Source organism: Veronia nyctiphanis, from assembly GCF_004116385.1.
Classification (GTDB): Bacteria; Pseudomonadota; Gammaproteobacteria; order Enterobacterales; family Vibrionaceae; genus Veronia; species Veronia nyctiphanis.
In genome coordinates, this window is sequence record NZ_PEIB01000010.1 from 19462 (window position 1) to 44639 (window position 25178).

Annotated in this window: 13 protein-coding genes, 6 pseudogenes and 1 riboswitch; of the genes and pseudogenes, 13 read left to right on the forward strand and 6 right to left on the reverse strand. The window is 48.3% G+C overall.

Annotation, left to right across the window (positions count from 1 at the left end):
- Positions 1-312: 312 nt before the first annotated feature.
- From CS022_RS09845 to CS022_RS28050, 3 genes and pseudogenes are all read right to left on the reverse strand, one after another.
- Complete coding sequence (locus CS022_RS09845; protein WP_129122142.1) at positions 313-1806, reverse strand: CoA-acylating methylmalonate-semialdehyde dehydrogenase; 1494 nt, start codon at positions 1804-1806, stop codon at positions 313-315.
- A 16-nt stretch (positions 1807-1822) separates the two neighbouring features.
- Positions 1823-2982: pseudogene (locus CS022_RS09850) on the reverse strand (iron-containing alcohol dehydrogenase).
- Positions 2979-4558 (reverse strand): annotated as a pseudogene (locus CS022_RS28050) (BCCT family transporter). The pseudogenes CS022_RS09850 and CS022_RS28050 overlap by 4 nt, the downstream one beginning before the upstream one ends.
- Before the next feature lie 289 nt (positions 4559-4847).
- On the opposite strand from CS022_RS28050, the gene CS022_RS09860 reads away from it, so the two are divergent.
- The gene (locus CS022_RS09860; RefSeq protein ID WP_129122143.1) at positions 4848-5774 is read left to right on the forward strand and encodes a LysR substrate-binding domain-containing protein; all 927 of its coding nucleotides are present in this window, start codon (positions 4848-4850) and stop codon (positions 5772-5774) included.
- A 179-nt stretch (positions 5775-5953) separates the two neighbouring features.
- Positions 5954-8469, forward strand: a pseudogene (locus tag CS022_RS28055) (CoA transferase).
- A 61-nt stretch (positions 8470-8530) separates the two neighbouring features.
- Here the strand turns inward: CS022_RS28055 and CS022_RS09870 are convergent.
- Both CS022_RS09870 and CS022_RS09875 read right to left on the reverse strand, forming a co-directional pair.
- On the reverse strand, positions 8531-9685 hold the full coding sequence (locus CS022_RS09870; protein WP_129122144.1) for an MJ1255/VC2487 family glycosyltransferase: 1155 nt from the start codon (positions 9683-9685) through the stop codon (positions 8531-8533).
- A gap of 21 nt (positions 9686-9706) precedes the next feature.
- Positions 9707-10218: pseudogene (locus CS022_RS09875) on the reverse strand (phosphatase PAP2 family protein).
- 757 nt (positions 10219-10975) lie between these two features.
- On the opposite strand from CS022_RS09875, the pseudogene leuA reads away from it, so the two are divergent.
- From leuA to CS022_RS09930, 11 genes and pseudogenes are all read left to right on the forward strand, one after another.
- Positions 10976-12531, forward strand: a pseudogene (gene leuA / locus CS022_RS09880) (2-isopropylmalate synthase).
- 2 nt (positions 12532-12533) lie between these two features.
- A complete protein-coding gene (gene leuB, locus CS022_RS09885; protein WP_129122145.1) occupies positions 12534-13622 on the forward strand; it encodes a 3-isopropylmalate dehydrogenase in 1089 nt (362 codons plus the stop codon).
- A gap of 30 nt (positions 13623-13652) precedes the next feature.
- Positions 13653-15053 (forward strand): 3-isopropylmalate dehydratase large subunit, encoded by a 1401-nt coding sequence (leuC, locus tag CS022_RS09890; RefSeq protein WP_129122146.1) that lies wholly within the window; start codon positions 13653-13655, stop codon positions 15051-15053.
- 9 nt (positions 15054-15062) lie between these two features.
- Positions 15063-15665 (forward strand): 3-isopropylmalate dehydratase small subunit, encoded by a 603-nt coding sequence (gene leuD, locus CS022_RS09895; RefSeq protein WP_129122147.1) that lies wholly within the window; start codon positions 15063-15065, stop codon positions 15663-15665.
- Positions 15666-15768: 103 nt separating this feature from the next.
- On the forward strand, positions 15769-16524 hold the full coding sequence (locus CS022_RS09900; protein WP_129122148.1) for a DUF4344 domain-containing metallopeptidase: 756 nt from the start codon (positions 15769-15771) through the stop codon (positions 16522-16524).
- A gap of 72 nt (positions 16525-16596) precedes the next feature.
- Positions 16597-17406: a DUF547 domain-containing protein gene (locus tag CS022_RS09905; protein ID WP_129122219.1), complete on the forward strand. Its 810-nt coding sequence runs from the start codon at positions 16597-16599 to the stop codon at positions 17404-17406.
- A 57-nt stretch (positions 17407-17463) separates the two neighbouring features.
- Positions 17464-17587: riboswitch (TPP riboswitch) on the forward strand.
- A 52-nt stretch (positions 17588-17639) separates the two neighbouring features.
- A complete protein-coding gene (gene thiB / locus CS022_RS09910; protein ID WP_129122149.1) occupies positions 17640-18629 on the forward strand; it encodes a thiamine ABC transporter substrate binding subunit in 990 nt (329 codons plus the stop codon).
- Positions 18630-18633: 4 nt separating this feature from the next.
- Positions 18634-20234 (forward strand): annotated as a pseudogene (gene thiP, locus CS022_RS09915) (thiamine/thiamine pyrophosphate ABC transporter permease).
- A complete protein-coding gene (gene thiQ, locus CS022_RS09920) occupies positions 20218-20913 on the forward strand; it encodes a thiamine ABC transporter ATP-binding protein (protein ID WP_129122150.1) in 696 nt (231 codons plus the stop codon). Before thiP ends, thiQ begins: the two are co-directional and overlap by 17 nt.
- 81 nt (positions 20914-20994) lie before the next feature.
- Positions 20995-21993 carry a GGDEF domain-containing protein gene (locus tag CS022_RS09925; protein ID WP_129122151.1) on the forward strand — a complete coding sequence of 333 codons (999 nt, stop codon included), beginning with the start codon at positions 20995-20997 and terminating at the stop codon, positions 21991-21993.
- A gap of 153 nt (positions 21994-22146) precedes the next feature.
- Positions 22147-23565 (forward strand): transporter substrate-binding domain-containing diguanylate cyclase, encoded by a 1419-nt coding sequence (locus CS022_RS09930; protein WP_161569604.1) that lies wholly within the window; start codon positions 22147-22149, stop codon positions 23563-23565.
- A gap of 105 nt (positions 23566-23670) precedes the next feature.
- On the opposite strand, the gene CS022_RS09935 is transcribed toward CS022_RS09930, so the two are convergent.
- Positions 23671-25044: a PhoH family protein gene (locus CS022_RS09935; RefSeq protein ID WP_129122153.1), complete on the reverse strand. Its 1374-nt coding sequence runs from the start codon at positions 25042-25044 to the stop codon at positions 23671-23673.
- Positions 25045-25178: the final 134 nt, after the last annotated feature.

The window sequence follows — 25178 nt, forward strand, 5'->3', positions numbered from 1 at the left end:
TGAGCTAACACTTGTTAGCTCAATTTAGGAGGAGGAAGTGTAATCACCATACGGCGAAATACAAGCGAAAGTGCACAAATTTTGTAGATACATAACATGATTAACACATGTACAAATCGGAATTGATCACACTTTCATCAGCAATCATCGACCACAAAAGGCGCGACACAATAGTGAGGAATGGTTTGATGAACAAAAGTCGGCAAAATTAGAAGCAGATCTTTTGGTAGGGAAAACGTTAAAAGAAGACGATGCGACGCCAATGGCACCGCATCAAAAGTGACCAGCAATATGTTGATAGCTTTCAGGCCATCACAATGTTGGCATCGAGAAGCTGGTTCCTTCCCGCACACCAGCCGATGGCCAGCGCTGTGTAATAGTCTTACGTCGGGTATAGAACTTCATAGCATCAGGTCCGTAAGCATGTAAATCACCGAACAGGGATTGCTTCCAGCCACCAAAGCTGTGGTAAGCAACAGGCACTGGAAGCGGTACATTGATTCCCACCATACCGACGCGAATGTGGTCAGAGAAATACCGCGCCGCCTCGCCATCTCGGGTAAAAATGCAGGTGCCATTTCCGTATTGATGTGCGTCGATGATGGCCATTGCTTCGTCCATCGATTTCGCCCGAACAATCTGCAACACAGGACCGAAAATTTCCTCCTGATAGCTTTGCATTGTCGTTGTCACCTTATCGATAAGGGTCGCGCCCACGAAAAAACCCTCGGGATATCCGTCAACACTGACCTGACGGCCATCCACCACAACCTCTGCACCATCGTTCTCTGCTGAATCTATGTACCCTTTCACCTTCAGCTGATGTTCACGACTTATCAGCGGACCGAAGTCATTGCTGTCATCATCGAAAGCACCGACATTTAACGAGGCCACTTTATCAGTAAGGCTGGAAATCAACGCATCGGCTGCATCATCACCAACAGTGACTGCCACTGACAGCGCCATACACCGCTCACCTGACGAACCAAATGCAGCACCAAGTAGCTGACTGGTCGCATTATCAATATCAGCATCTGGCATCACAATGGCGTGGTTTTTAGCGCCTCCCAACGCCTGACAGCGTTTTCCATGCTCGGTTGCTTTACCGTAGATATACCGAGCGATTGGCGTTGAGCCGACAAAGCTGAACGCTTCAATGTCGTCATGCTCTAGCAGGGTATCGACCACCTCTTTTCCGCCCTGTACGACCTGCATCACACCATCAGGTAACCCTGCCTCTTTGAGCAATTGCGCGATATACAGCGAGGCACTTGGGTCACGCTCTGAGGGTTTGAGGATAAAACAGTTTCCGCACACCAGCGCCATCGGAAACATCCAAAGTGGCACCATCGCTGGAAAGTTGAAAGGCGTTATACCCGCCACGACGCCAAGTGGCTGATGTTCAGACCATGAATCGATAGATTGGCCAACATTTTTGCTGTATTCCCCTTTAAGAAGCTCAGCCGCGGAGCAGGCATATTCGACGTTTTCGATACCGCGTTGTAGCTCTCCCATCGCATCATGGTAGATTTTGCCATGCTCTTGACCAATCAGCTGACAAATCGTCTCTCTGTTGGCCTCTAGCAAGCGTTTATATTCAAACATGACTCTCGCCCGCTTGATTGCTGGCTGATTTCTCCATTGTGGAAACGCCGCTTTTGCAACGGAAACCGCCTCATTCACAGTATCGCGCGGTGCAAGCATCAGCTCACGGATCACGTCTCCCGTTGCCGGATTATAAATAGGTTGTGTGCCTGATTGATCAAACAAAACGTCGCCGTTTATCAGGTGTCCGACTTTTTCCATTCCTGCTTGTCCTTCCTTAAGTCCAAAGTTGTTGATAAAGCGCTGCCATCTCATCGGGTGACGGCACTTTTGGATTATTGGCTGGTGAGCCCGACGCGATTGCCTGTTCAATCATGGTATTCAGCACTTCATCAAATTGATCCGCAGACACACCAAACTCAGCCAATGACGGCACTTTCAACTCCTGATTAATATTCGTCAGTTCGTCCACCAGTTTTTGACATGCGAGGCTGTCAGGGTCATTTCGTCCTGCGACTCCCATTGCGCGCGCGCACTCAGCGTATCGACCTTCCGCGGCTTCGATAGAAAACGCGGTCACGCTCGGTAACAACATGGCGTTGGACAATCCGTGGGGAACGTGAAAGAAAGCGCCGATCGGGCGACTCATGCCATGCACCAAAGCAACCGACGCATTGGAGAAAGCCAGACCCGCCAGCGTTGCGCCCTGCATCATGCTTCTCGTGCCTGTAAATCGCCGCCATCGTGATACACACGCCGTAAGTTGGGCGCAATCAAACGCATGGCTTCGAGTGCTTGATAGTCACTAAACGGCGAGGCTTTTTTGCTGACATACGATTCGATCGCATGCGTCAGCGCATCAATACCTGTGTCGGCGGTGATCCTTGCAGGCACTGACAATGTCAGCTCGTAATCAACAACAGCTGCAATCGGCGCAAAGCCCAGCCCCACACAGAGCATCTTTTCGTCGCTGTCATCATCGGTGATCACAGTGAACCGGGTGACTTCCGATCCTGTACCTGCCGTCGTCGGGATCGCAATTAAAGGGATCCCTGCTTCATTGACGATCCTCGGCACTTTGTAATCACGCATCTTGCCGCCAAAGGCCAGCAAAATACTCGCCGCCTTGGCGCTGTCGATGGCGCTGCCGCCGCCAAGCGCGACAAGACAGTCGAAGTCATTGCTCTTCGCCATCGCGACCAGGGCATCAACCGATGAAGCCGTGGGCTCGGGAATGGTGTCGGCATACACATCCGAGTGAATGTCTGCGCTATGCAGAATCGATTGAACGGTATCGACATATCCCAGTTGCGCCATGGTCGGGTCGGTCACAACCAGTACCCTTGATGCTGAGAGGTTATTGACCATTTGAGGAAGCTGCTTAACTGCGCCGCCCCCCATTTCAATGGTTCTTGGTAAGGTTACTGATGCAATCATTTTGTCACTCCTGCCATATTTTGATCAGGCTTGCCGGGTAGCGGTTCCCGACGCAGCGATTTATAGAGGCCGAAGGTGGTAAGCACAATGACAACGGAGAAAGGCAATGCGGCGACAATGGATGCGGTTTGTAGTGCGGAGAGCCCGCCAGCCAGCAACAGAACGGCAGCAACGAAACCAATCGACATGCCCCAGAAAATTCTGTAGCGCGCAGGGGGATTTTCGTTACCCATCGACAGTAGCGTACAAATCACCAAGGTGGCGGAATCAGCCGATGTCACGAAATAGGTCACCAGCATAATGGTACAGATTGATGCGCCGATGGTTGTCAGTACGGTGCCAATGTCCATTAACTCAATGGTTTTGAACAATGCAAGAGTGAGATCGTTGTTCACCGCTTCTACCACACCACCTTGCCCAAACAGCTCAATGTAGACTGCTGTATTACCAAAGATGGTGATCCAGAAAGCCGCCAGCGTGGTGGGTGCGATCAAGACGCCGAGAATAAACTCACGGATTGTGCGACCGCGAGAGATTCGCGCAATGAACATGCCGCAAAACGGTGCCCAGGCAATCCACCAGCCCCAGTAGAAGATTGTCCACGCACCTTGCCAGGTATTTTCAGGATTCGGATCGACCCACAAACCCAGCGTGGTCGCATTCAACATGTAGTCGCCAAGGTTGGTGAAGAATGAGCCAATAACGTAGGCCGTCGGGCCAAGGATGATGAAGAACAACAGCATGACGACCGTCAAACGCATATTGAGCTCGCTCAGGATCCGGATCCCTTTATCTACGCCCGTCAGGACAGAGAATGTGGCGATCATTGAGATCACGACGATCAGGCCAATCTGGGTTTGTGTGCTGATAGGAATACCAAACAGGTATTCGAGACCCGCATTCATTTGCTGAGCACCAAGCCGAGAGACGTTGCGATGCCGAAAACCGTACCAAACACTGCCAGCAGATCAGCAGCATGCCCAAGCGGTCCATAGATTTTGTCGCCAAAAACAGGGTGAAGACCTGAACGAACAGAGAGTGGAAGCCCTTTCCGGTAGGCAAAGTAAGCCAGCGACATGCCGCAAATCGCGAAAAGCCCCCAGCCATGAAGACCCCAGTGAAAAATACTGATCCGCATTGCAACCTGCGCAGCTTCAAGTGACAGCGCCTTATCTTCTGTAATGAAAGGGTTACTCTGCATGTGATACATCGGCTCAGCGATACTCCAGAACAGTATCCCGATACCTATCCCTGCACCGAATAGCATTGAAAACCATGAGAAAAAACCAAACTGCGGCTTTTCATCATCTTTACCCAGCCGAATACTGCCGTAGCGACTGAAGACAAAATAGAAAGCAATAAAGAGGAACGCACTCATCAACCCCACGTAATACCAACTTAAGTCAGAGGCAATATATTTTTTTGCCGCTGAATAAACCTTATTAGCATTTTCAGGATCGATAACGGTATATAAGACGAATAATATAACCAGTATTGATGAACCAATTGCCATTACCGGATTGACTCCGGCAAAGATCCCTTCTTTATTGTCCGATTGAATATCTGTATTACTCATTCATCTCTCCCTTTATTTAATTCCTAAATATTTCCAGACGAAGTAAAGCCTCAGAATAAAATCTGAAATTGATAAGCTTGTACTGATAAACCGTTTCAATCGAACAAAAACGGTAATACGAAGCATGGAGATAGTTAGTCACAATTTATATCGGTCAGACAATCAAGAAAATTTGCCCCATAGATATAAGTTATTTTATAGATGGATTAGGGGCTCGGTATTGATCCGCGAAGTTTTTGAACTACTTTGAAAGGGAAAGCATGATTCATCGTGGATAGGACGTCTCAACATGAAGAAAAGATTACCGCCTTTGAACTGGCTTCGCTCCTTTGAAGCCGCTGCTCGTCATTTGAGTTTTACTCACGCATCCGAAGAATTACACATTACTCAAGCTGCTATTAGCCAGCAAATAAAAGGCTTGGAAAGTCAACTAGGTACCACGCTTTTCATCCGCCTGCCACGGGGCCTGAGGCTTACAGAAGCCGGCAGCGCGTATCTCCCAGTAGTGCATGAAGCTATCTCTAAACTGTCTGAAATCACCGAAGAATTGTTTGGCCAGGGGCGCAATAAACTCCTGACCATCAGGGTGAATTTAGTGTTTTTTATCAACTGGTTATCACCAAGATTGCAGTTATTCAGAGATCTTCACCCAGACGTCAATCTCAAGATAACCAGTAACATCTGGTTTGACGGAGCAGACAGGAAACACGAGGCCGACTTAGAGGTTGTTTATGGTAACGGGCGTTGGAGTGACCTTGAGGCCAGGCGATTAACCTGGGATACCCTTTTCCCCGTCTGTAGTCCAGATATTTACGGCTCTCTGCCCGATGAGCTCACACCAGAAAAAATGCTCAAACAGCGGCTTTTGCACGTGATTGGCTATGAAGATGGATGGGGACATTGGTTCAACCGGATGCAAGTCATCAACGCCGAATTTGATCAAGGATGTCAGTTCGATACCTTAGTGAATGCTCTGGAAGTTGCTGCGAACCACGGTGGCATCGCACTTGGGCGCAGTAGCCTCGCTGAACGGTATATCAATGAAAAAAGATTAATACGGCTATTTGATGAAAATGTAATTACCTGTGAAGCTTTTTATTTAGTTAATTCTAAAACGAAGATACTTCACCCTCAGGCATCTTTATTTATTGATTGGATCATGAACGAAGTAGAAAACGATAATAACAATATCTTAAATAAACCTCTCTATATTTAATTATTAAACCAAGATATAAAAATTCTTATTCCTTTGAGTTAATTTTTATTAATAGTCGTGGAAATAAATTGAAATTACTCTTTAACCGTTAAATGACACGGCAACTATTGCTGAGCAAACATTGCTGAACCTACGCATTTTTAGTCTTTATTTAGACACGGATAAAGGAATAAGAATTGATGAACAACGAACTGCCGCTCGCCGGAGTCAATGTCGTTGACTTTGGTCAATATATTGCTGGCCCTGCTGTTGCCATGATTCTGGCTGATATGGGTGCAACTGTCGTTCATATCGACCCGCCCTCCGGGCCTCTTTGGAAAGATCCGGCGAATGCCACGCTCAATCGGAACAAACTCTGCCTTACCTTGGATTTGAAAAGTGATACTGGCAGAGAAAGAGCTCTCTTGCTGTGTGCCGAAGCGGATATCATTATCGAAAATTTTCGTCCCGGTAAGCTTCAAAGTCTAGGAATAGATTTCGCTTCACTCAGGAAAAACGATCCGCGCCTGATCACCCTCTCAATCCCGGGCTTTGCCTCCAACGATACACTCCGTAGGGAGTGGAAAGCGACGGAATCCATCATTGCGGCAACATCCGGTGCGTTCACCGATATGGGCTTCAACCGTGTTTTGATGGGACTCAACCCCAGCTTTTCACCTCTCTCACTGGGTTCCGCCTACGCGACGACACTAGCGGCAAGTTCGGTGGCGTTAGCAATGTTTTCACGCGAGAAAACCGGACTGGGGGATCATATCGAGGTACCTGTTGCTGCGGCACTGATGGAGGGGCTTTCTTACAACTCGGTCGTTGTTGAGGGGTTGCCTGAACGCTACCTGACCATGCGTGAAAAAGAGATTATCCACCGCCGTAGCACTAATCAGCCAATGGATGTTAGCTACGATGCACTTCAGGAGTATCTCGATCCTTTTTATCGCACTTATCAATGTAAAGACGGACGCTACTTTTATGTCGTCTGTCCGTCGCACCGCAATCATGCAAAACGGTGCCTTCGCCTCATGGGTATTTATGATGAGCTGTTGGCTGAAGGTTTGCCAGACGTTGATGATCTGTATTTGCCTATCCAAGAGTGGAACGGCGAAACCTCTATCGGTGTTTATCCATTGCCCGAGAAGTGGGCAGGGGTCATTTCTGAAAAAATGAAACGAGAGTTTGTAAAAAGAACCTCTGATGAATGGGGGCAACTTTTTGGCATCAACGGGATACCCGGCGCACCACACAGAACAACGAAAGAATGGGTAAACAGCGAGCATTGCAATGACAGTGGGTTGGTTGTTGGTATCAATGATCCAGAGTTTGGCGAAATGCGTGTGCCCGGACCGCTGGTATGGTTCGAACATCAGGCAGAAAAAACCACTGAGGTGAGAGCGAGACAACACGTCTCTTATACAGATGCCATTGCCTCTTTTTGTCTCAACAATCAGCAAAAAAACAGACCGCAATCTGACGTCTCTATACCAGCGGCCAGAGACCCAAACCTTGGCTGGTTATCTGGGGTGAGAATTCTCGACCTGACTAACGTCATTGCAGGTCCTCACTCCGCCGCGTTCCTTGCCCGATTCGGCGCCGAGGTGATTAAGCTAGACCCGACCAAGCCGATGTATGATCCCTTGATTGGTGTGTTGTTCAGCATTCAGTCCAATATTGCAAAAAAAGCCTGTTAATGGACATGCTCACGCATGAAGGGAAACGTATTTTTTCAGAGCTAGTGAAAAGCTGCGACATCGTGGTGATCAACGCGCCGGAAAGACAGGTTAAACCTCTTGGTTTGGATGATGAAACGCTCAAGGCCATAAACCCTGATGTGATTTTTTGTCGACTCGATTGTTTCGGTGGGCCCAAGCCCGCAGAGAAAGCCGACTTCATTGGCTATGACGATATTATTCAGGCAAACAGCGGGATCATGAGTCGGTTCGGAGGCCCTGATACACCGGAAGAGCATGCCCACCTTGGCACGTTAGACGTTAACTGTGGCTTTGCTGCGGGTCTGAGTATGGCATTGGCGCTCTACCACAGAGAGCGGACGGGTCAGGCTGCACGTTGCAGAACATCACTGTCTGCCATCACCAATCTCGCGCAAATAAAATATGCTTACGATTATCCTAACAGAGCGCCCTTTGCTGAGCCGTCTGGCCGAGAAGCCTTAGGTTATCACCCGCTGTCGCATTTCTATAAAACCGAGGATGGGTGGTTATTTCTCGATGCAGAGGATGAGCAATTTGATTTGCTGGCAAGCCTGTCAGACTTTTCTTTGCTGTCACGCCTGCCCAGTAACCTGCAGCAAGAATATATTGCTGAGCGGCTTAAAAGCGCTGAAACCGCTTACTGGCTTCATCTAATGGCAGAAGTCGGCATTGCGGCCGCTGAACCCAAAAGTATTGAGTGGCTCCGAGAACAATACACCCGCGATGCGGATGGAAAAGTGGGTATACATTTGGGCAGCTATGCGTTTTCACACTACCCGGATCACCCAAGTGGTCACCCTATTACTATTGTCGACCATTACTCAATCAGACCTTCGAATAGCAAGATTTGGGCGCTTTCTCCCACAGAGGCATTCGGCCATTCAAGTCAGCAAATTCTTAGCGAGCTTGGCATGACAAGGGAGGAAATACGGACGCTCATCAACAATGGTGTGGTTAAGGAAGCCTGGGGACAAGAATACCTGCCAAGCTAAGAGAAACAGCGTCTGGCTCAGTTGCCTGAGCCAGACGCTGACTTGAAGTCTTGATCGCAGCTTATTGCGTTGCTTTATCTGGCTGAGCGTCTGACGTTGATTTTCTCTCACGACGAGACGTCAGAAACGACGATGAACGCACCTGAGACCAATCACGAAAGTCTGACAGTAAATCAGTGACATGTTCAGGGAAAACCACTTGTTGCCAAAGCTCCTTTTGCAACGCAGGCAATTCATTAAGATCGCCACTCACCAGCCACTTGGCAATCGCGGGCGCGACGTCAGGGTAATCAATAGCTTGCGCCTTGGGTGCATCCAACCATTGATGAATGGTGTTTGCGTTGAGTTCTTCCATGCAGGTAGCCATGCCCAGCATTTCGAGCGTCGCAACATTACTCTGTTGTTCAAATTGTCCTGTCAGCGGCTTAAGCAATAGTTTCTTACCAATTGTCAGCGCCTCAGAAGGCAGTTCAAAACCGCCGTTAGCCATCACACCTTTACAACGAAGCAGAGCATCGTGGAAACCCTCTTTACACTGAGGTCGAACCGTCACGTTATTATGCACTGCCTGCGTTTTAGCGTCAGGGTGGAAACAGATGAACTCGGTATCGAACTGCTTCAGTAGCTTAACCACCTCATTCAAATCCTCAAACGGAAGATAAACCAGAATGAAGTCTTCTTCCTGAGGTATGGCGTCGTGAGAGAGGTCAACGATCGGCGGTAAAATAGGATGATCGAAGTGGTACCAATGCAGGCCGATTTTATGTTCTGTCGGCGCAAAAAATCGCATGATTTGAGTATCTAGGAAGCCTTCACCGCGCTTGGGCACATCAAACGAAAATGCGGCCTGATGACTGACAGCCAGAGACGGGACATTTTGTTTTTTTGCCGCCCATGCAGTGACAGGTTCAAAGTCCGAAATGACCAAATCGTAGCTACTGACATCCAGCTCGCGGATTTCTTTCAACAGTTTCCACGGTTTGTTGTAAATAGCCGTTCTGGCGATACTTACTTTGCCCGCATGACTGACAAAGCTCAGTCCGGTTCGGGTCTGGTAATCACCGAAAACGTCCATATCAAAATACTTTTCAGGAGGGCGGCCAGAAAACAGAAAATCGACATCGACTTCTGGCATGTCCTTGAAGGCCTTTGCCATTGCTCTGGCTCTTGATATATGGCCGTTGCCTGTGCCCTGTACACCATAAAGTATTTTCATTTTGTTCCTCTGCTCTCTACGTCACAGTAACAGTGACAACACGATGCCAGCACACGTCAGCCCAAGAACCATGCCTGCAAGAATATCGGTGATAAAATGCACGCCCAGCAAAACACGTGAAATGCCAATCATGCTGCCCAGCTCCAGTAAAGGGGTTCCCAAGCGGGATAAAAGTGACTGAGCAAGGAAGCCATAAGAAATGCCGCCGCCGTATGCCCGGAAGGCATACTGTAGAGGTCAGACGGTGTGATAAATGAAGGGAGATCCTGCGGCCTTGCACGTCTGAATGAGCGTTTTAGCGCCACATAAATCGGTAGCTCCAGAGCAAACGCCATTAAACCTGCAATCAGGAATGATTGCCCGCGTACACCATCAGTTAACGCCACCAGAACGCCCAAAATCAAATATAAAGGGCCATCACCCGTTTTTGATACCCAGCGGCTAAACCTTGCAATAACTGGGCTGAACCGATTACACAAGCAAAGGGTGGACACAGCAGTATCAACCCGCTTTATTGCTACCAGACCCCTCATAGTGAATATCTCCTTTCTTTACATAAAAAGAAGACTAGTAATCACTCATGACGGTCAGGTGACGGTTTTTCGACAAACTTATGAATATGCGTATTTGCGATACGGAAAAGGCATTTTAGGTCTGTTTTTCTACTTTTTTTTGGGAGTAGTACCTTGCTAATAAGTGAAATTAGCCAATGTTCCACCAGTTTATTGGGCTTAGTGTCCGCTCCGGGTGCCTTTTCTATAGTAAAAAACTGGCAAGTATCACGTAACACCATGAAAATCAGAGAATGCTTTGTGTTTTCCCCTCGGGCCTAGACGTAAAAACTTCACTCTGTCCCATCGAAGCAAGAACACAGGGAGCGTGCCACTGACAAAATACTGACTCTTGAACTGACACTTATCGCGAATTTCTATTTAAGTGGCTTGTGAAACCCCAAAAGCTCGCGCAGATAATTATTCTGTCAGATAATCAGTTGATAACGAAATGAACCAGTTTTGAGACTTTGGATAACGCTTTCTCATTATTTTTTCTTTTCGTGTTGACGGCTGGGTAAGCGGTTTGATATTTGTTTGTGCATACTTATTAAGAGTGATGCAACGATGACGTTTCCAGTTCTGCTCCTAGACCTACTTCTCCTTATCGCGAATCCACCGCGCGGGTAGGTAATGGACAACAGACGGAAACGAAAGAATGTCTAAAACCCGCGCAAACAGCGCGGGTTTTTTTGTATGGCACTCCGGAAAACTGCCGGAGTAGTGAGAGGGAACGACCATGAATGACCGAGTGATAATTTTCGACACCACATTACGTGATGGTGAACAGGCGCTGTCGGCAAGTTTGACTGTAAAAGAGAAACTTCAGATCGCACTGGCACTAGAACGACTGGGTGTTGATGTTATCGAGGCAGGTTTCCCTATCTCAAGCCTGGTGATTTTGAGTCAGTCAAAACGATTGCCAAAGAGGTCAAAAACAGCCGTATCTGTGCGCTGTCACGTGCGGTCGATAAAGATATCGATGTCGCGGCTGAATCATTGAAAGTCGCTGACGCATTCCGTATTCATACGTTCCTCTCTACTTCGACTATTCACGTTCAAGACAAGCTGCGCCGTAGCTACGATCAGGTGGTCGATATGGGTGTCGCTGCTGTCAAGCGTGCACGCCGCTATACAGATGACGTGGAGTTTTCGTGTGAAGATGCAGGCCGTACCCCAATCGATAACCTTTGCCGCATGGTTGAAGAAGCCATCAAAGCAGGAGCGACCACGGTCAACATTCCTGACACAGTCGGCTATACGGTGCCGGGAGAATTTGGTGGCATCATTGAAACCCTTTTCAACCGCGTACCTAACATAGACAAAGCGATTATCTCAGTACACTGCCATGACGATTTGGGCATGTCTGTCGCCAACTCAATCGCAGCCGTTCAGGCTGGTGCAAGGCAGGTAGAGGGGACAATCAACGGCATCGGCGAGCGCGCTGGTAACTGTGCGCTGGAAGAAATCGCGATGATCATCAAGACCCGAGGTGACCTGCTTGGCGTGAATACTGGCATCAATCACACCGAAATCAGCCGCACCAGTAAAGTGGTGAGCCAACTGTGTAACATGCCGATTCAGTCAAACAAAGCTGTCGTTGGTGCCAATGCCTTCAGTCACAGCTCAGGGATTCACCAGGACGGTGTACTGAAGAACAAGAAAACCTATGAAATTATGACCCCTGAGTCGATAGGCCTGAATAACAAAGCGCTGAATCTGACCAGCCGCTCTGGCCGTGCCGCAGTGAAAAGCCACATGGACACGTTGGGTTACACCGAAGCGGACTACAACCTCGACACTCTTTATGAATCTTTTCTGAAATTGGCTGACAGAAAAGGACAGGTTTTCGATTATGACCTCGAAGCCCTGATGTTCTTCAACAATGTTCAGGCTGAAGACGATTATTACAAACTGAAGTACCTAAGCGTGCAATCTGGCAGTGTAATGGCGACAACAACCGTGACGCTTCAATGCGGCGAAGAAGAAGTATCAGAAGCGGCTATCGGTAATGGTCCAGTAGATGCTCTGTATCAGGTGATCTACCGCGTAACCGGCTACGATATCGTACTCGATAAATTTGACCTTACCGCCAAAGGCGAAGGTGAGGATGGCCTTGGACAGGCAGACATTATTGCCAATTATAAAGGCCGCAAGTATCACGGTACCGGTGCATCGACCGACATCATTGAAGCATCAGGACAAGCGCTTTTGCATGTTATCAACAGCATTTATCGCGCAGACAAAATTGCAGAAATTAAAGAACAGGCAACGTTAAAGACGGAGACAGTTTAACCATGGCAGGACAGTATAAAATCGCAGTGTTACCCGGCGACGGCATTGGACCAGAAGTCATGCAGCAAGCGCACAAGGTGCTTGATGCAGTACAGGACAAGTTCGGATTGATGTTCGACAAAAAGGAATATGATGTCGGCGGCATTGCCATAGATAACCATGGTTCTCCACTTCCTGACCACACATTGAAAGGCTGTGAAGACGCTGACGCCGTTCTTTTCGGCTCTGTTGGCGGTCCTAAGTGGGAAAACCTGCCACCCAACGAGCAGCCTGAGCGTGGCGCACTGTTGCCACTGCGTAAGCACTTCCAGCTTTTCTGTAACCTGCGTCCAGCGCAGATTCACAATGGTCTGGAGGCGTTCTCGCCACTACGAGCTGATATTTCAGAGCGCGGCTTCGATATTGTTGTGGTACGTGAGCTGACTGGCGGTATCTACTTCGGTCAGCCTAAAGGCCGTGAAGGCTCTGGCCCTGAAGAGAAAGCCTTTGATACTGAGGTTTACCACAGGTACGAAATTGAACGTATTGCGCGTATCGCCTTTGAATCAGCGAGATTACGCCGTAAAAAAGTGTGCTCAATCGACAAAGCGAACGTTCTGCAAAGCTCCATTCTGTGGCGCGAAGTGGTCGAAGAAATTGCAAAAGACTATACCGATGTTGAGCTGTCACATATGTACATCGACAATGCGACCATGCAGCTGATTAAAGACCCATCGCAGTTTGACGTGATGCTGTGCTCTAACATCTTTGGCGACATTATCTCTGACGAATGCGCGATGATCACCGGATCAATGGGCATGCTGCCATCAGCCAGTCTCAACGACAGCAAGTTTGGTCTTTATGAGCCTGCGGGTGGGTCTGCACCTGATATCGCAGGCAAGAACATCGCCAACCCGGTTGCGCAGATCCTGTCTGCTGCACTGATGCTGCGTTACAGCTTGGGTGAAGAAGCAGCCGCTCAAGCTATAGAAGTCGCTGTGTCTCAAGCACTGGAAGCCGGTCAACTGACTGCCGATCTGGCCGGAGATCAACCACCGCTGTCCACCTCTGAAATGGGTGACGTTATCGCTGGATATATCCGCGAAGCATAAGCGGGATTATAAGAAATCAAGGAAGTAAGCATGTCAGCTAAAACGTTATACGAGAAAATCTACGATGCCCACGTGGTGGTCGCAGCAGAAGGGGAAACCCCGTTGCTGTACATAGACCGCCACTTGGTGCATGAAGTTACCTCACCGCAGGCATTTGATGGCCTGCGTGAAAAAGGGCGTCCAGTTCGTCAGGTAAGTAAAACCTTCGCAACCATGGATCATAACGTATCCACGGAAACCAAGGACATAAAAGCATCCGGCGAAATGGCCCGTATCCAGATGGAGACTCTGGCCAAGAACTGTGAGGAATTTGGCGTCACCCTCTACGACCTCAATCACCCATATCAGGGCATTGTGCACGTAATGGGTCCTGAATTGGGTATTACGCTGCCCGGTACCACGATTGTTTGTGGCGATTCACATACCGCAACACACGGTGCATTCGGTGCGCTGGCATTCGGTATCGGAACGTCAGAAGTTGAGCACGTGCTGGCAACACAGACACTGAAGCAAGGCAGCGCCAAGACCATGAAGATTGAGGTCAAAGGCAAAGTCGCTGAGGGCGTTACCGCCAAAGACATCGTGTTGGCGATCATCGGCAAAGTTGGTCACGCTGGCGGTACAGGTCATGTTGTTGAGTTCTGCGGTGAAGCCATTGAAGATTTGACCATGGAAGGCCGTATGACGGTCTGTAACATGGCAATAGAACTGGGTGCAAAAGCAGGTCTCGTTGCCCCTGATCAAACGACTTTTGAATACCTTCAAGGCCGTAAGTTCTCACCAACCGGTGAAGACTGGGATGCCGCAGTAGAATATTGGCAAGCCCTAAGAACAGATTCAGGTGCTCACTTCGATACCGTGGTTACCCTTGAAGCCAAAGATATTTCTAATCAGGTCACTTGGGGTACTAACCCGGGTCAGGTTGTGGGCGTGAACGATGTGGTTCCTGCACCTGAGAGCTTTGCTGATCCTATTGAGCGTCACTCTGCCGAGCGTGCGCTTCGCTACATGGGTATTGAAGCAGGTCAGAAAATTACTGACATCACTATCGATAAAGTCTTTATCGGCTCTTGTACCAACTCACGCATTGAAGATATGCGTGCCGCAGCAGCGATTGCCAAAGGCAGAAAAGTGGCCTCAGGTGTTCAGGCGCTGGTCGTACCCGGCTCTGAGCAGGTGAAAGCACAAGCCGAGCAAGAAGGCTTGGATCAGGTATTCATTGACGCGGGTTTTGAATGGCGTTTACCCGGCTGCTCGATGTGTCTGGCGATGAACAACGACCGTCTCGGTCCCAAGGAGCGTTGCGCTTCGACCAGTAACCGTAACTTTGAAGGTCGTCAGGGACGCGAGGGTCGCACACACCTTGTCAGCCCAGCGATGGCAGCGGCTGCCGCTATTGCAGGCCACTTCGTTGACGTTAACCAGTTGTAAGGAGTCACCATGTCAGGAATCAAACAACATACCGGATTAGTGGCGCCGTTAGATGCAGCAAACGTCGATACCGATGCCATCATTCCAAAGCAATTTTTACAGAAGGTGACACGGCTCGGCTTTGGTCAGCACCTTTTTCATGACTGGCGTTTTCTTGATGATGCAGGAAAAGAAGACAACCCTGAATTTGTGCTTAACCAGCCACGCTTTAAAGGCGCAAGTGTATTATTGGCGCGGGAAAACTTTGGTTGTGGTTCATCACGCGAACACGCCCCTTGGGCGCTGGCCGATTATGGCTTCAGCGTGATGATTGCGCCAAGCTTTGCCGACATCTTCTACGGTAACTCCATCAACAATCAGATGGTGCCAGTGGTGTTGTCAGATAAAGAAGTGGACGAACTGTTCAAATACGTCGAGCAAAATGAAGGCGCTGAAATCACACTGGATCTTGAGGCAAAGACGGTCTCAGCAGGCGAGAAGACTTACACCTTCGAGATTGACGATTTCCGTCGCCACTGCTTGCTGGAAGGTCTGGACTCTATTGGCCTGACGTTGCAACACAGCGACAAGATCAGCGAGTACGAACAGAAGATCCCTTCTTTTCTCGCATGAGGCTAAAGTTGTAAATAGTCTCTGATAAAAACAACGAAACAGAACAAAATGGAAACCATCAGGTTTCCATTTTTTATGCTTAACACTTCAAGGAGAGCCTAGGATGCGTGCGTTCATAACAGTGATTTCAGCCACCTTGCTGCTTATCAGTTCAACGGTTAATGCAGCTACTAAACTCGAGGTAACCCCAGCTAAATCGGCAGAAGAAAAAGCTGTACTGAAATTTACTAAACCCATTGCAGACGAATTTATTGCGCTTATTAACAAAGAATTTCCGCTCTACAAACCGATGATAGTTCGCCTCGGTGGTGGAGAGGGACCACACTTCGACCCAGAAAAAATGGAAATCGCGGTTCCATTTACCTTCGTGACTCAGGTCTTACAACGTTTTCGGTCTCCTGACGCAGAAATTGAAGGATACATGACAGCAAAGGAGGCGACACGACACGCTGTGATGCATGTATTACTGCACGAATTAGGCCATGCTCTGGTTTACGACCATGACATTCCAATATTGGGCAAAGAGGAAGATGCAGTTGATAACTTTGCGACCTTAGTAATGCTCTGGCACCAAGGCGCTGAAGAAACGCTGGCCTCCGCAGAGCTTTTCGCATTATTTGACCTAGAGGTAGAGGAATTTAGTGAAGCGCACTTCTGGGGCGAACACAGCTTGGATGCGCAACGAGCTACCAGCGTTGTTTGCCTAGTTTACGGCAGTGATCCTGATAAATATGAATATTTAATGGGTGAGCAACAAAAAGAAAATGACAGAGAAGGACATTGCCAATACGAATATGAATCGAAAAGCCGCAACTGGGAGCGCGCCACAGAGACAGCAAGAAAACTTCGCAAACCATGAAATAGCTTGTGGATTTTCAGGTCTTATAAAAAAAATCAATAAACAATGGACACGATTTTGAACACGTTAAGTATGAAAAACTCAAGAACGCTACGCTATTTTGGTGGCCTGCTGATTTTAGTCTTTGCTTCAGTTGCACACGCAGCGCCAAAAAGCGACCTATGGCCTTTTTGGAACAGCAGTGATGAAGCGAATACATCACAAATCAGTCATACGAATTGGCAGACGCTGCTCGATACTTATCTGGTGCAAGACGGTGAGTATACCCTCTTCCAATACCGTAACGTCAGTGACGCCAGCAGGAAAAAACTGCAAAACTACATCGACACCCTTAGCAAGCTGGATCCGCGTACCTACAGTAAAGCCGAGCAGTATGCCTACTGGGTGAACCTTTATAACGCAGCCACTGTCGAGATCATTCTCGAAGACTACCCAGTGAAATCGATCACTAAGCTCGGTGGCTTATTCAGTTTCGGGCCTTGGGATCAGGATGTGGTGTCCATAGCAGGCAAAAAGTTAACCCTGAACGACATTGAACACCGGATCCTGCGCCCTATCTGGCAAGACCCTCGCACACACTATGTGGTCAATTGCGCGAGTCTTGGTTGCCCCAATCTGTTACCGCAAGCACTGACCAGTGCAAACACAGAAGTTTCGCTTGAGTCAGCAGCAAAAGCCTTTATAAACAGTGAGAAAGGCGTATCTCTTAAAGGAAAAAAACTTCAACTGTCGTCGATTTATGACTGGTTTGCCGTTGATTTCGGACAATCCGAGCAAGAGATTCTGCGTCATATTCAGAAATATCGTACAGGCGGACAACTTACTGATTGGTCAGGAAAAATAAAATACGATTACGACTGGTCACTCAACGAACGACGGTAACACCTGTGATTTCGCAGTGACATTCTTGGTGTTCGTCGAAGCTTTGTATACAATGTGATGACTCTCATGGGGAGCCTGATGCTGTAAAACGCACAGCATGATGCAGGTTGAGATAGCAACAGCTGAACCCATACCACCTGATCCAGATAATACTGGCGTAGGAATGAGACATCCCAGATCCTGCATTTGAGGCTCCTCAAACCTGTGCCGCCTAACAGTGACGTGAGGCACACATGAAGAAAACCCTTTATCCACTCGTCTTCGCTGCAGCCATGGCTGGCAATGCATACGCACAAGACACCCTGACTGTTTATACCTATGATTCTTTTTCCTCTGACTGGGGCCCGGGCCCTGCGGTGAAAAAAGCCTTTGAGGCAGAATGTAACTGTACGCTGGATTTTGTGGCGCTGGACGATGGTGTCAGCATCCTAAACCGCCTGCGTCTGGAAGGAAAAAACAGCAAAGCAGATGTTATTCTGGGTCTTGATACCAACCTGATTGAAGAAGCCGAAAAAACAGGTCTGCTGGCCAAGCACAGCACCGACATCAGTAAAGTGACGCTTCCTCAGGGTTGGGACAACCAAACGTTTGTGCCTTTTGACTATGGCTATTTCGCCTTTGTCTACGACAAAACCAAACTGAAAAATCCGCCAAAGAGCTTAAAAGAATTGGTGGAAAGCCGCGATGACATCAAAGTGCTTTATCAAGATCCACGCACATCGACTCCCGGTCAGGGCCTGATGCTGTGGATCAAATCGGTGTACGGTGAAAAAGCCGCTGATGCGTGGCAACAGCTAGCGAAGAAAACCGTCACTGTCACCAAAGGCTGGTCAGAAGCCTACAGCATGTTCCTGAAAGGCGAAGCAGACATGGTGCTCTCTTACACCACCTCTCCTGCCTACCACCTGATTGCAGAAGAAAATGCCAACTATGCAACGGCTGACTTTTCTGAGGGGCACTACATGCAGGTAGAAGTGGCTGCAAAAGTGAAAAGCGCCGCCCAGCCTGAGCTTGCAGACAAGTTCCTTCAATTTGTGCTGAGTGATAAGTTCCAAGAAGTGATCCCGACGGGTAACTGGATGTATCCGGTCACGGCGGTCAATCTGCCAGAAGGCTTTAATACGCTGGCCGTTCCATCACAAAGCCTGCTGTTTACCCCATCAGAAGTTGCTAGTGAGCGCCGTAATTGGATTCGCGAATGGCAATCAGCTCTGGTGAAATAACTCTGTGCTAAACCCATCAAGAACCTGGCCCGGCGTCGCCGCGGCCAGTTTTATTTCTGTCATTATTTTCGCCGCCCTGCTGTCACTTCTCATGCAGGCACCATCGATTGAAATCAGCCAGCTAATAAACGATGCTTATCTGCGTCACGTCACTTGGTTCAGCATCAAACAAGCCACGCTATCCACTGTGCTCAGCGTCGGGCTTGCCATACCTGTTGCCCATGCGCTTTCGCGGCGTGATTTTCCCGGTAAAGCGCTATTACTGCGATTGTTCTCGATGACGCTGGTGCTCCCTGTATTGGTCGGAGTATTTGGTATTCTGGCGGTGTACGGCAACCACGGTGTCATTAAGGTATGGCTCACTGAAATCGGCATCGAAACAGAAACCAATATTTATGGCTTAAATGGCATCTTGCTTGCGCATGTTTTTTTCAATCTGCCGTTTGCCGCGCAGTTACTGGTTCAGACGCTGGAACGGATCCCTAACCCCGAGCAAAGACTGGCACTTCAGCTTGGGTTTACACGCTGGCAACGCTTTCGCCATTTAGAGTGGCCCTTTATCCGCCAGCAGATACCTCATATTGCGGGCTTGGTGTTTATGCTCTGCTTCACGAGCTTTGCCACCGTGATGGCGTTGGGTGGCGGGCCCAGTGCAACCACCATAGAGTTAGCCATCTATCAGGCCATTCGTTTCGATTTTGACTTGCAAACAGGTGCCCTGCTGGCGCTTTGGCAATTGTTTCTGTGTGGTATCTTTCATTGGTGCGTGCAAAAAGCCAACCGCCCCCTTCCTGTCGCCACAGGCGGAGACAACCTGACTCTACACAAGCAAAAAGAGTCAGGATTGGCTTTGGCTTGGGACAGCCTTTGGATTGGCATGGCGTCACTCTTCGTTTTATCCCCCTTAGCGATGGTTTTGATACAAGGTATTAATCCTTCCTCGCTCCACGTTTTCTCGTCGCCTTCTCTGTGGAAAGCGACCTTTAACACTATCCAGATAGCGACCACATCGTGCCTGTTAGCGTTTGTGCTTGGCTGCGCATCGTGCTTGCCAGTCGATTCTGGCGACTCCATAGCATGGAGAAGAAAGCTGATTCGATAGAAATTGTTGCCGCTATGATTCTAGTGGTCCCCAGCGTTGTTCTCAGCACCGGGCTCTTTTTGCTTTTGCGCTCAGTCACCGATGTGTTTGGGATGGCCATCTGGCTAGTGATCATCGCGAATACACTGATGGCATTGCCCTATGTCGTCAAAGTGCTCAGTCAGCCTGCCTTGCAACTCTCACAGCAATACAATGCGCTTTGTAGCTCACTCGGCATCAAGGGGCTAAACCGCTTGAAGCTGCTTGAATGGCAAGTACTGAGAGCACCCATTGCACGTGCGCTGGCTATCGGTTTTGCCTTATCGACAGGTGATTTAGGCGCAATCGCACTGGTTGGAAGCCAGCATTTTGAAACCTTGCCACTGTATCTGTATCGACTCATGGGCAGCTATCAAATGGATGCCGCCGCCGCTGCATCTCTTGTACTCTTTATACTGTGTCTTGGTTGCTACACAATCATTGAAACTGTTGTCAGAAAGGCAGGTCATGTTACACGTCAATAATCTCACTCATCACTATCACTCAACGACCCTGTCTTTTTCGTTTTCAGCAGATCAGGGCTCTATCACGGCGATACTCGGTGCCAGTGGCGCAGGTAAAAGCACTCTGCTCACCTTGTTATGTGGCCTATTGGATCCTGATGATGGCAAAGCCGAGATGGATGGTGTCGATTTCACGAACAAAGCTGCGCATGAACGTCCGCTATCGATTCTTTTTCAGGAGCACAATCTGTTCTCGCATTTAAAGGTTGAGCAGAATATTGCGATTGGTATTTCACCGTCACTGAAACTCAACGACACCCAAAAGATGGGCGTGTTTGATGCAGCTAAGTCTGTGGGACTGGCTGAATACCTTGGCCGATTACCTGACGAACTCTCCGGTGGACAGAAGCAACGCGTAGCATTGGCGCGGTGCATTGTCAGAAGGAAGCCTTTGCTGCTACTTGATGAGCCTTTTTCTGCACTAGACCCGGCCTTGAGAAAAGAGATGTTGCTATTGGTAAAGAACATGGCTGAGGAACAGAATATTACCGTTCTGATGGTCACCCATCATCCGGAGGACGCCAGATTGATTGCTGATCGTTTACTTTTCGTTGATGACGGCCAGGTTATTTATAAGGGTGACTTATCTGTGTTGGATTCTCCTACGCCAGAACTGAAATTCTACTTAAATCACAAATAATTGATGCAAATACCAACGTTGCACATCGAATAGTCGCATCTATACTTGAGCTAGGACTTTTCCCAAAAGAGAGATGCGATTGTGAGTGTAACCAACATCGATGTGCTTGATTCGGTAGTAGACATAACCGCTCAAACAGAGACTGATACGATCACCGAAAGTCTTATCACCACGGTTCTTCAGCTTACTCCCGCTGAACAAGTGTTGGTTCTTGATTACAATCAGGACTCCAATCCCGAGTTCATGGTTCTCGCCAGTTCGGACATCTTTCTCTATGAAGATGAGAAAGATGTCATCGAGCGAGTGCTTCACAACTGCATTAAATGCAACGACAACGTCATTGAATACAGCCCCAAAGACATGCACGCTATGGTGGCAATCCCCATTCATGCAGGCGAAACTGAAGATTCCATTTCGGCAGTCATTTTCTGTAAATGCGCCAAACTTCAGGGTGATGATACCCACCTGGTAGAGGGATTGGCCAAAGTTTATGAGAACTATCAGAAAATCATTTCAGCCAGTGAGCGAGACGGTTTAACGGGCTTGTATAACCGTAAGGTGCTCACCAGCAAGATCGACCTCTTATTAGATAGATACTTGATACAAAGCGATGACGTGGCAAACAATGGAGACCACTGGGTCTGTATTTTTGACATAGACCACTTCAAAACGATCAATGATTCGTACGGACACGTGTTCGGTGATGAAGTTATTCTGCTAATTACCGCCATCATGAAAGGTCACTTTAGTGATGACGATATCCTGTTCCGATACGGCGGCGATGAATTCGTCATTATTCTCCACGCCAGACCCAGAGAAGACGTCCGAAAACTCCTCGGCGAATTCCTTTCGCTGGTTAATGCGCGAGATTATGGCGCAGTCAAAGACGTCACTGTTTCGATGGGTGCGGCATCCATCAATGAGAGCGAGCTCAATGCTATTACTGTTCTAGGCTTTGCTGATCAGGCGTTATACAAAGCAAAAGAGTTTGGCCGCAACCAAATCTGCTTCTATGACGAGCTGCTTGCTTCAGGTGATATTGTTGAATTGGTCCCAGAAGACGACGTAGAGTTGTTTTAGATTGACCCAATCAACAGTTTATCGCTTCGGCACAAAATTTATCCATATTTCGCTTTTCAGATGGGTGAAACGCCAAGTATAATAATGTGACTTTGTTCTCATTTTTTACCTCATTACTGACTGCGATGTATGTGCCTTAATAGAAAAATCCTGTTGTCGCTGATTTCAGCGACTCTTCTCACGTTCTCAACGTTATCTGTCGCCGCCCCAAAGCAATTGACTGTAACCGGAGCATCAACATGGGAACCTTTCTCGTTTATCAACAGTAACGGTGAGCCAGACGGAATCATGGTGGATTTCTGGCGACTGTATGGCAAAAAAAATAATGTTGATATCCAGTTTCAGTTAATGGACTGGCCTGCTTCTATTGCACTTGCTTCTACCGACACAAGCGTCATTCACGGTGGACTTGGCTACACCAGTAACCGGGCAAAATATCTCTATTTTTCACGAGAACTGCCTTTACAAGAGTACGACGTGTACCTGTTTACCAAGCGTGAAATTAAAGATGTTAACCTTGCACATATCAGCGATCTGAATGTTGGGTCAGTCACCGCGAGTGTAAAAGATGAATTTCTGACCACACGTCTACCATCTGAGTTTATTCGGCGTTATGACACCTTTGGTGCGATGAATCAGGCGGCTTATCGTGGCGATATTGATGTATTTATAGATGATCTCAATACCACCAAATACAGCCTGTACAAAAATAACCAGCAGGGAACATTTGTCCCAAGAAGAAAGCTGTACAGCTTTTCGCTTCATTTCGCGATGAGCCGTCAGAACACCCAGAGAATGGCAGAAATTGAAAAAGGGCTTGAGAAAATAAGCCAAGAAGAAGTTGATGCCATTTATGACAAGTGGTTCAGTGATATACCAGGTATAGAGAGCCAGAAACCAAGTATGTGGCCGCACTGGTCAACCTATATCACGAGCCTAATGCTGGTACTTACCTTTATTGCGGTACCTATTGTTTTGAGACGTAAATCTGAAGATTTAAAGTCAGCACTCAAAGCGTTAGCCAACTCTTCGGAAAGGCTTGAACAAGTTAATCAGATAGATAGGCTGACAGGCACACTCAACCGAGACGCCTTTTATAATGCCCTGAATGACAAGCGCTTCAGCTCTTCACCGTATTCAGTAGCCGTGCTGGATCTGGATAACCTTGGCGACCTCAATGCAGAGTGCGGACACCAAGCGGGTGATATGGCGATCAAGCACCTAATCTCTTTGCTTCGTGGTCAGCTCTCAAGCAAAGCTGTGATCGCCCGCCTAAGTGGTGGTGAGTTCGCGGTGCTGTTTGATTACTGTGACAAAGAGCTCGCGATAAAGCGTATTGATAAGTTGAGACGCTCCTTGCCCTCAACGCCGCTGCATCTAAACCAACAGATCATTCGATTGAGTTTTTGTTACAGTTTCGCCCATTATCCCGTAGACGGCGATGAGGGCAGTGCGTTGGTGACATGTGCGCTGAAAAAGATGCGACAGTTGAAAGCCGAGAAAGCGAAACAAGAGTTCGCCTCTGCAGAGCAAAGTCGCATGGCATCTTCAGATGCGGAGCTGCATTGGTAAATCTGTATTTGCACATAAATACAGTGCCAACGAGAGAAAGAAAAAGGGCTGGTATTCCAGCCCTTTGTATTAATCCTATGTTATGTCACGGTGGACGCTGTTCTGTCAGAGGTTTTCTTCTGCAAACTCCGCCAGACGACTTCGAACGACGCCATTCAGGTAGATGCTGGCGCTGCCTTCAAAGTTCTTGAATCTTTCTACGATGTACGTGAGGCCAGACGTTACGGGCGTCAGGTACGGACTATCAATTTGCGCAAGGTTCCCGGAGCAGACCAATTTAGTCCCTTCTCCGCAGCGGGTAATTATGGTTTTAAGTTGTGAAGCTGTGAGGTTCTGGCACTCATCCAAAATGACGAACGCATTTTGAATCGAGCGGCCACGCATAAAGTTGATTGATTTAAATTGTATGTTGGCTTTTTCCATGATGTAGCGCATTGAGCCATCTGCACACTCATCATTTTTGTGTAACGCTTCCAGCGTATCAGTTACCGCTCCCAGCCACGGCATCATCTTCTCTTCTTCCGTACCCGGCAGGAAACCAATGGATTCAGCAATCTCAGGCGTATTCCGGGTGACAATGATCTTGTCATACATCCCTTTTTCCACCGCCTGCTCCAGTGCTGCCGCCATCGCAAGGATTGTTTTACCACACCCCGCAGGGCCAGTTAGGATCACTAAATCAATCGCCGGATCGAGCAGTGCATCCAACGCCATTCCCTGATAAATGTTTTTCGGTCGGATCCCCCACGCTTCCCGGTGCAGCAAACGTTCACGGCTGATGTCTTTCAGTTGCAGTCGCGCTTCGTCAATCGCCACAACCCTGCCAGCAAAGTCCTCGGTTTCGTCAAGGATATACTGGTTGATGTAGGTATTGTCGATTTGCTCCCGTGGCAACGAATGAAGTGTCGTGCGACCACTGTTTTCGGTCTCACATTCACCCACCGTTTCCCAAAAACCACCTTTAAACACCTGAAAACCTTTGGTCAGCAGACTGACATCATCGATCAGCTGGTCGGTTCTATAGTCCTCAACATATCGCACACCCGCACCCTTGGCCCGAAGACGCATGTTAATGTCTTTGGTCACCAGCACCACTTTACGTGGAGAGCGCTTGGTTTGCAGATAGAGCACTGCATTGAGGATCCGGTTATCACCGGCCTTATCGGCGAAAGCCTGTACCGTTTCTTTGATTTCGAAGTCAGCCAGAATCGATAACGTTCCTGTGCCGCCCTCTTTCCCGACCTTGATCCCTTTGGTGATCTGATCAGGCGTCGCGTCTTTAAATATGTCCTCCAAAGCACGGATCGCAACACGGGCATCACGTGCAATATCACGCTTGCTGTCTTTGATGCGGTCCAGTTCTTCTAGTACGGTCATGGGTATGACCACGTCGTGTTCTTGAAAGGAATAAATTGCGAAGGGTTCATGAAGCAGGATATTAGTATCCAGCACAAAGAATTTTCGGTCACCATCGCCCATAGGCACCTCCTTGGTTACTAAGGCTAGTGGCTTAACGCCACTTATCTTAATCCTAAGACATATTTATCGGCTTACACATGAATCACATCAAATTTTGTTACTCTCCTGTGACAACTTGTTGATTCCGTACTTTA

Coding starts and splice junctions, on each gene's coding strand:
- CS022_RS09845 (WP_129122142.1), bottom strand. CDS start 1,806: ATGGAAAAAGTCGGACACCTGATAAACGGCGACGTTTTGTTTGATCAA.
- CS022_RS09860 (WP_129122143.1), top strand. CDS start 4,848: ATGAAGAAAAGATTACCGCCTTTGAACTGGCTTCGCTCCTTTGAAGCC.
- CS022_RS09870 (WP_129122144.1), bottom strand. CDS start 9,685: ATGAAAATACTTTATGGTGTACAGGGCACAGGCAACGGCCATATATCA.
- leuB (WP_129122145.1), top strand. CDS start 12,534: ATGGCAGGACAGTATAAAATCGCAGTGTTACCCGGCGACGGCATTGGA.
- leuC (WP_129122146.1), top strand. CDS start 13,653: ATGTCAGCTAAAACGTTATACGAGAAAATCTACGATGCCCACGTGGTG.
- leuD (WP_129122147.1), top strand. CDS start 15,063: ATGTCAGGAATCAAACAACATACCGGATTAGTGGCGCCGTTAGATGCA.
- CS022_RS09900 (WP_129122148.1), top strand. CDS start 15,769: ATGCGTGCGTTCATAACAGTGATTTCAGCCACCTTGCTGCTTATCAGT.
- CS022_RS09905 (WP_129122219.1), top strand. CDS start 16,597: ATGAAAAACTCAAGAACGCTACGCTATTTTGGTGGCCTGCTGATTTTA.
- thiB (WP_129122149.1), top strand. CDS start 17,640: ATGAAGAAAACCCTTTATCCACTCGTCTTCGCTGCAGCCATGGCTGGC.
- thiQ (WP_129122150.1), top strand. CDS start 20,218: ATGTTACACGTCAATAATCTCACTCATCACTATCACTCAACGACCCTG.
- CS022_RS09935 (WP_129122153.1), bottom strand. CDS start 25,044: ATGGGCGATGGTGACCGAAAATTCTTTGTGCTGGATACTAATATCCTG.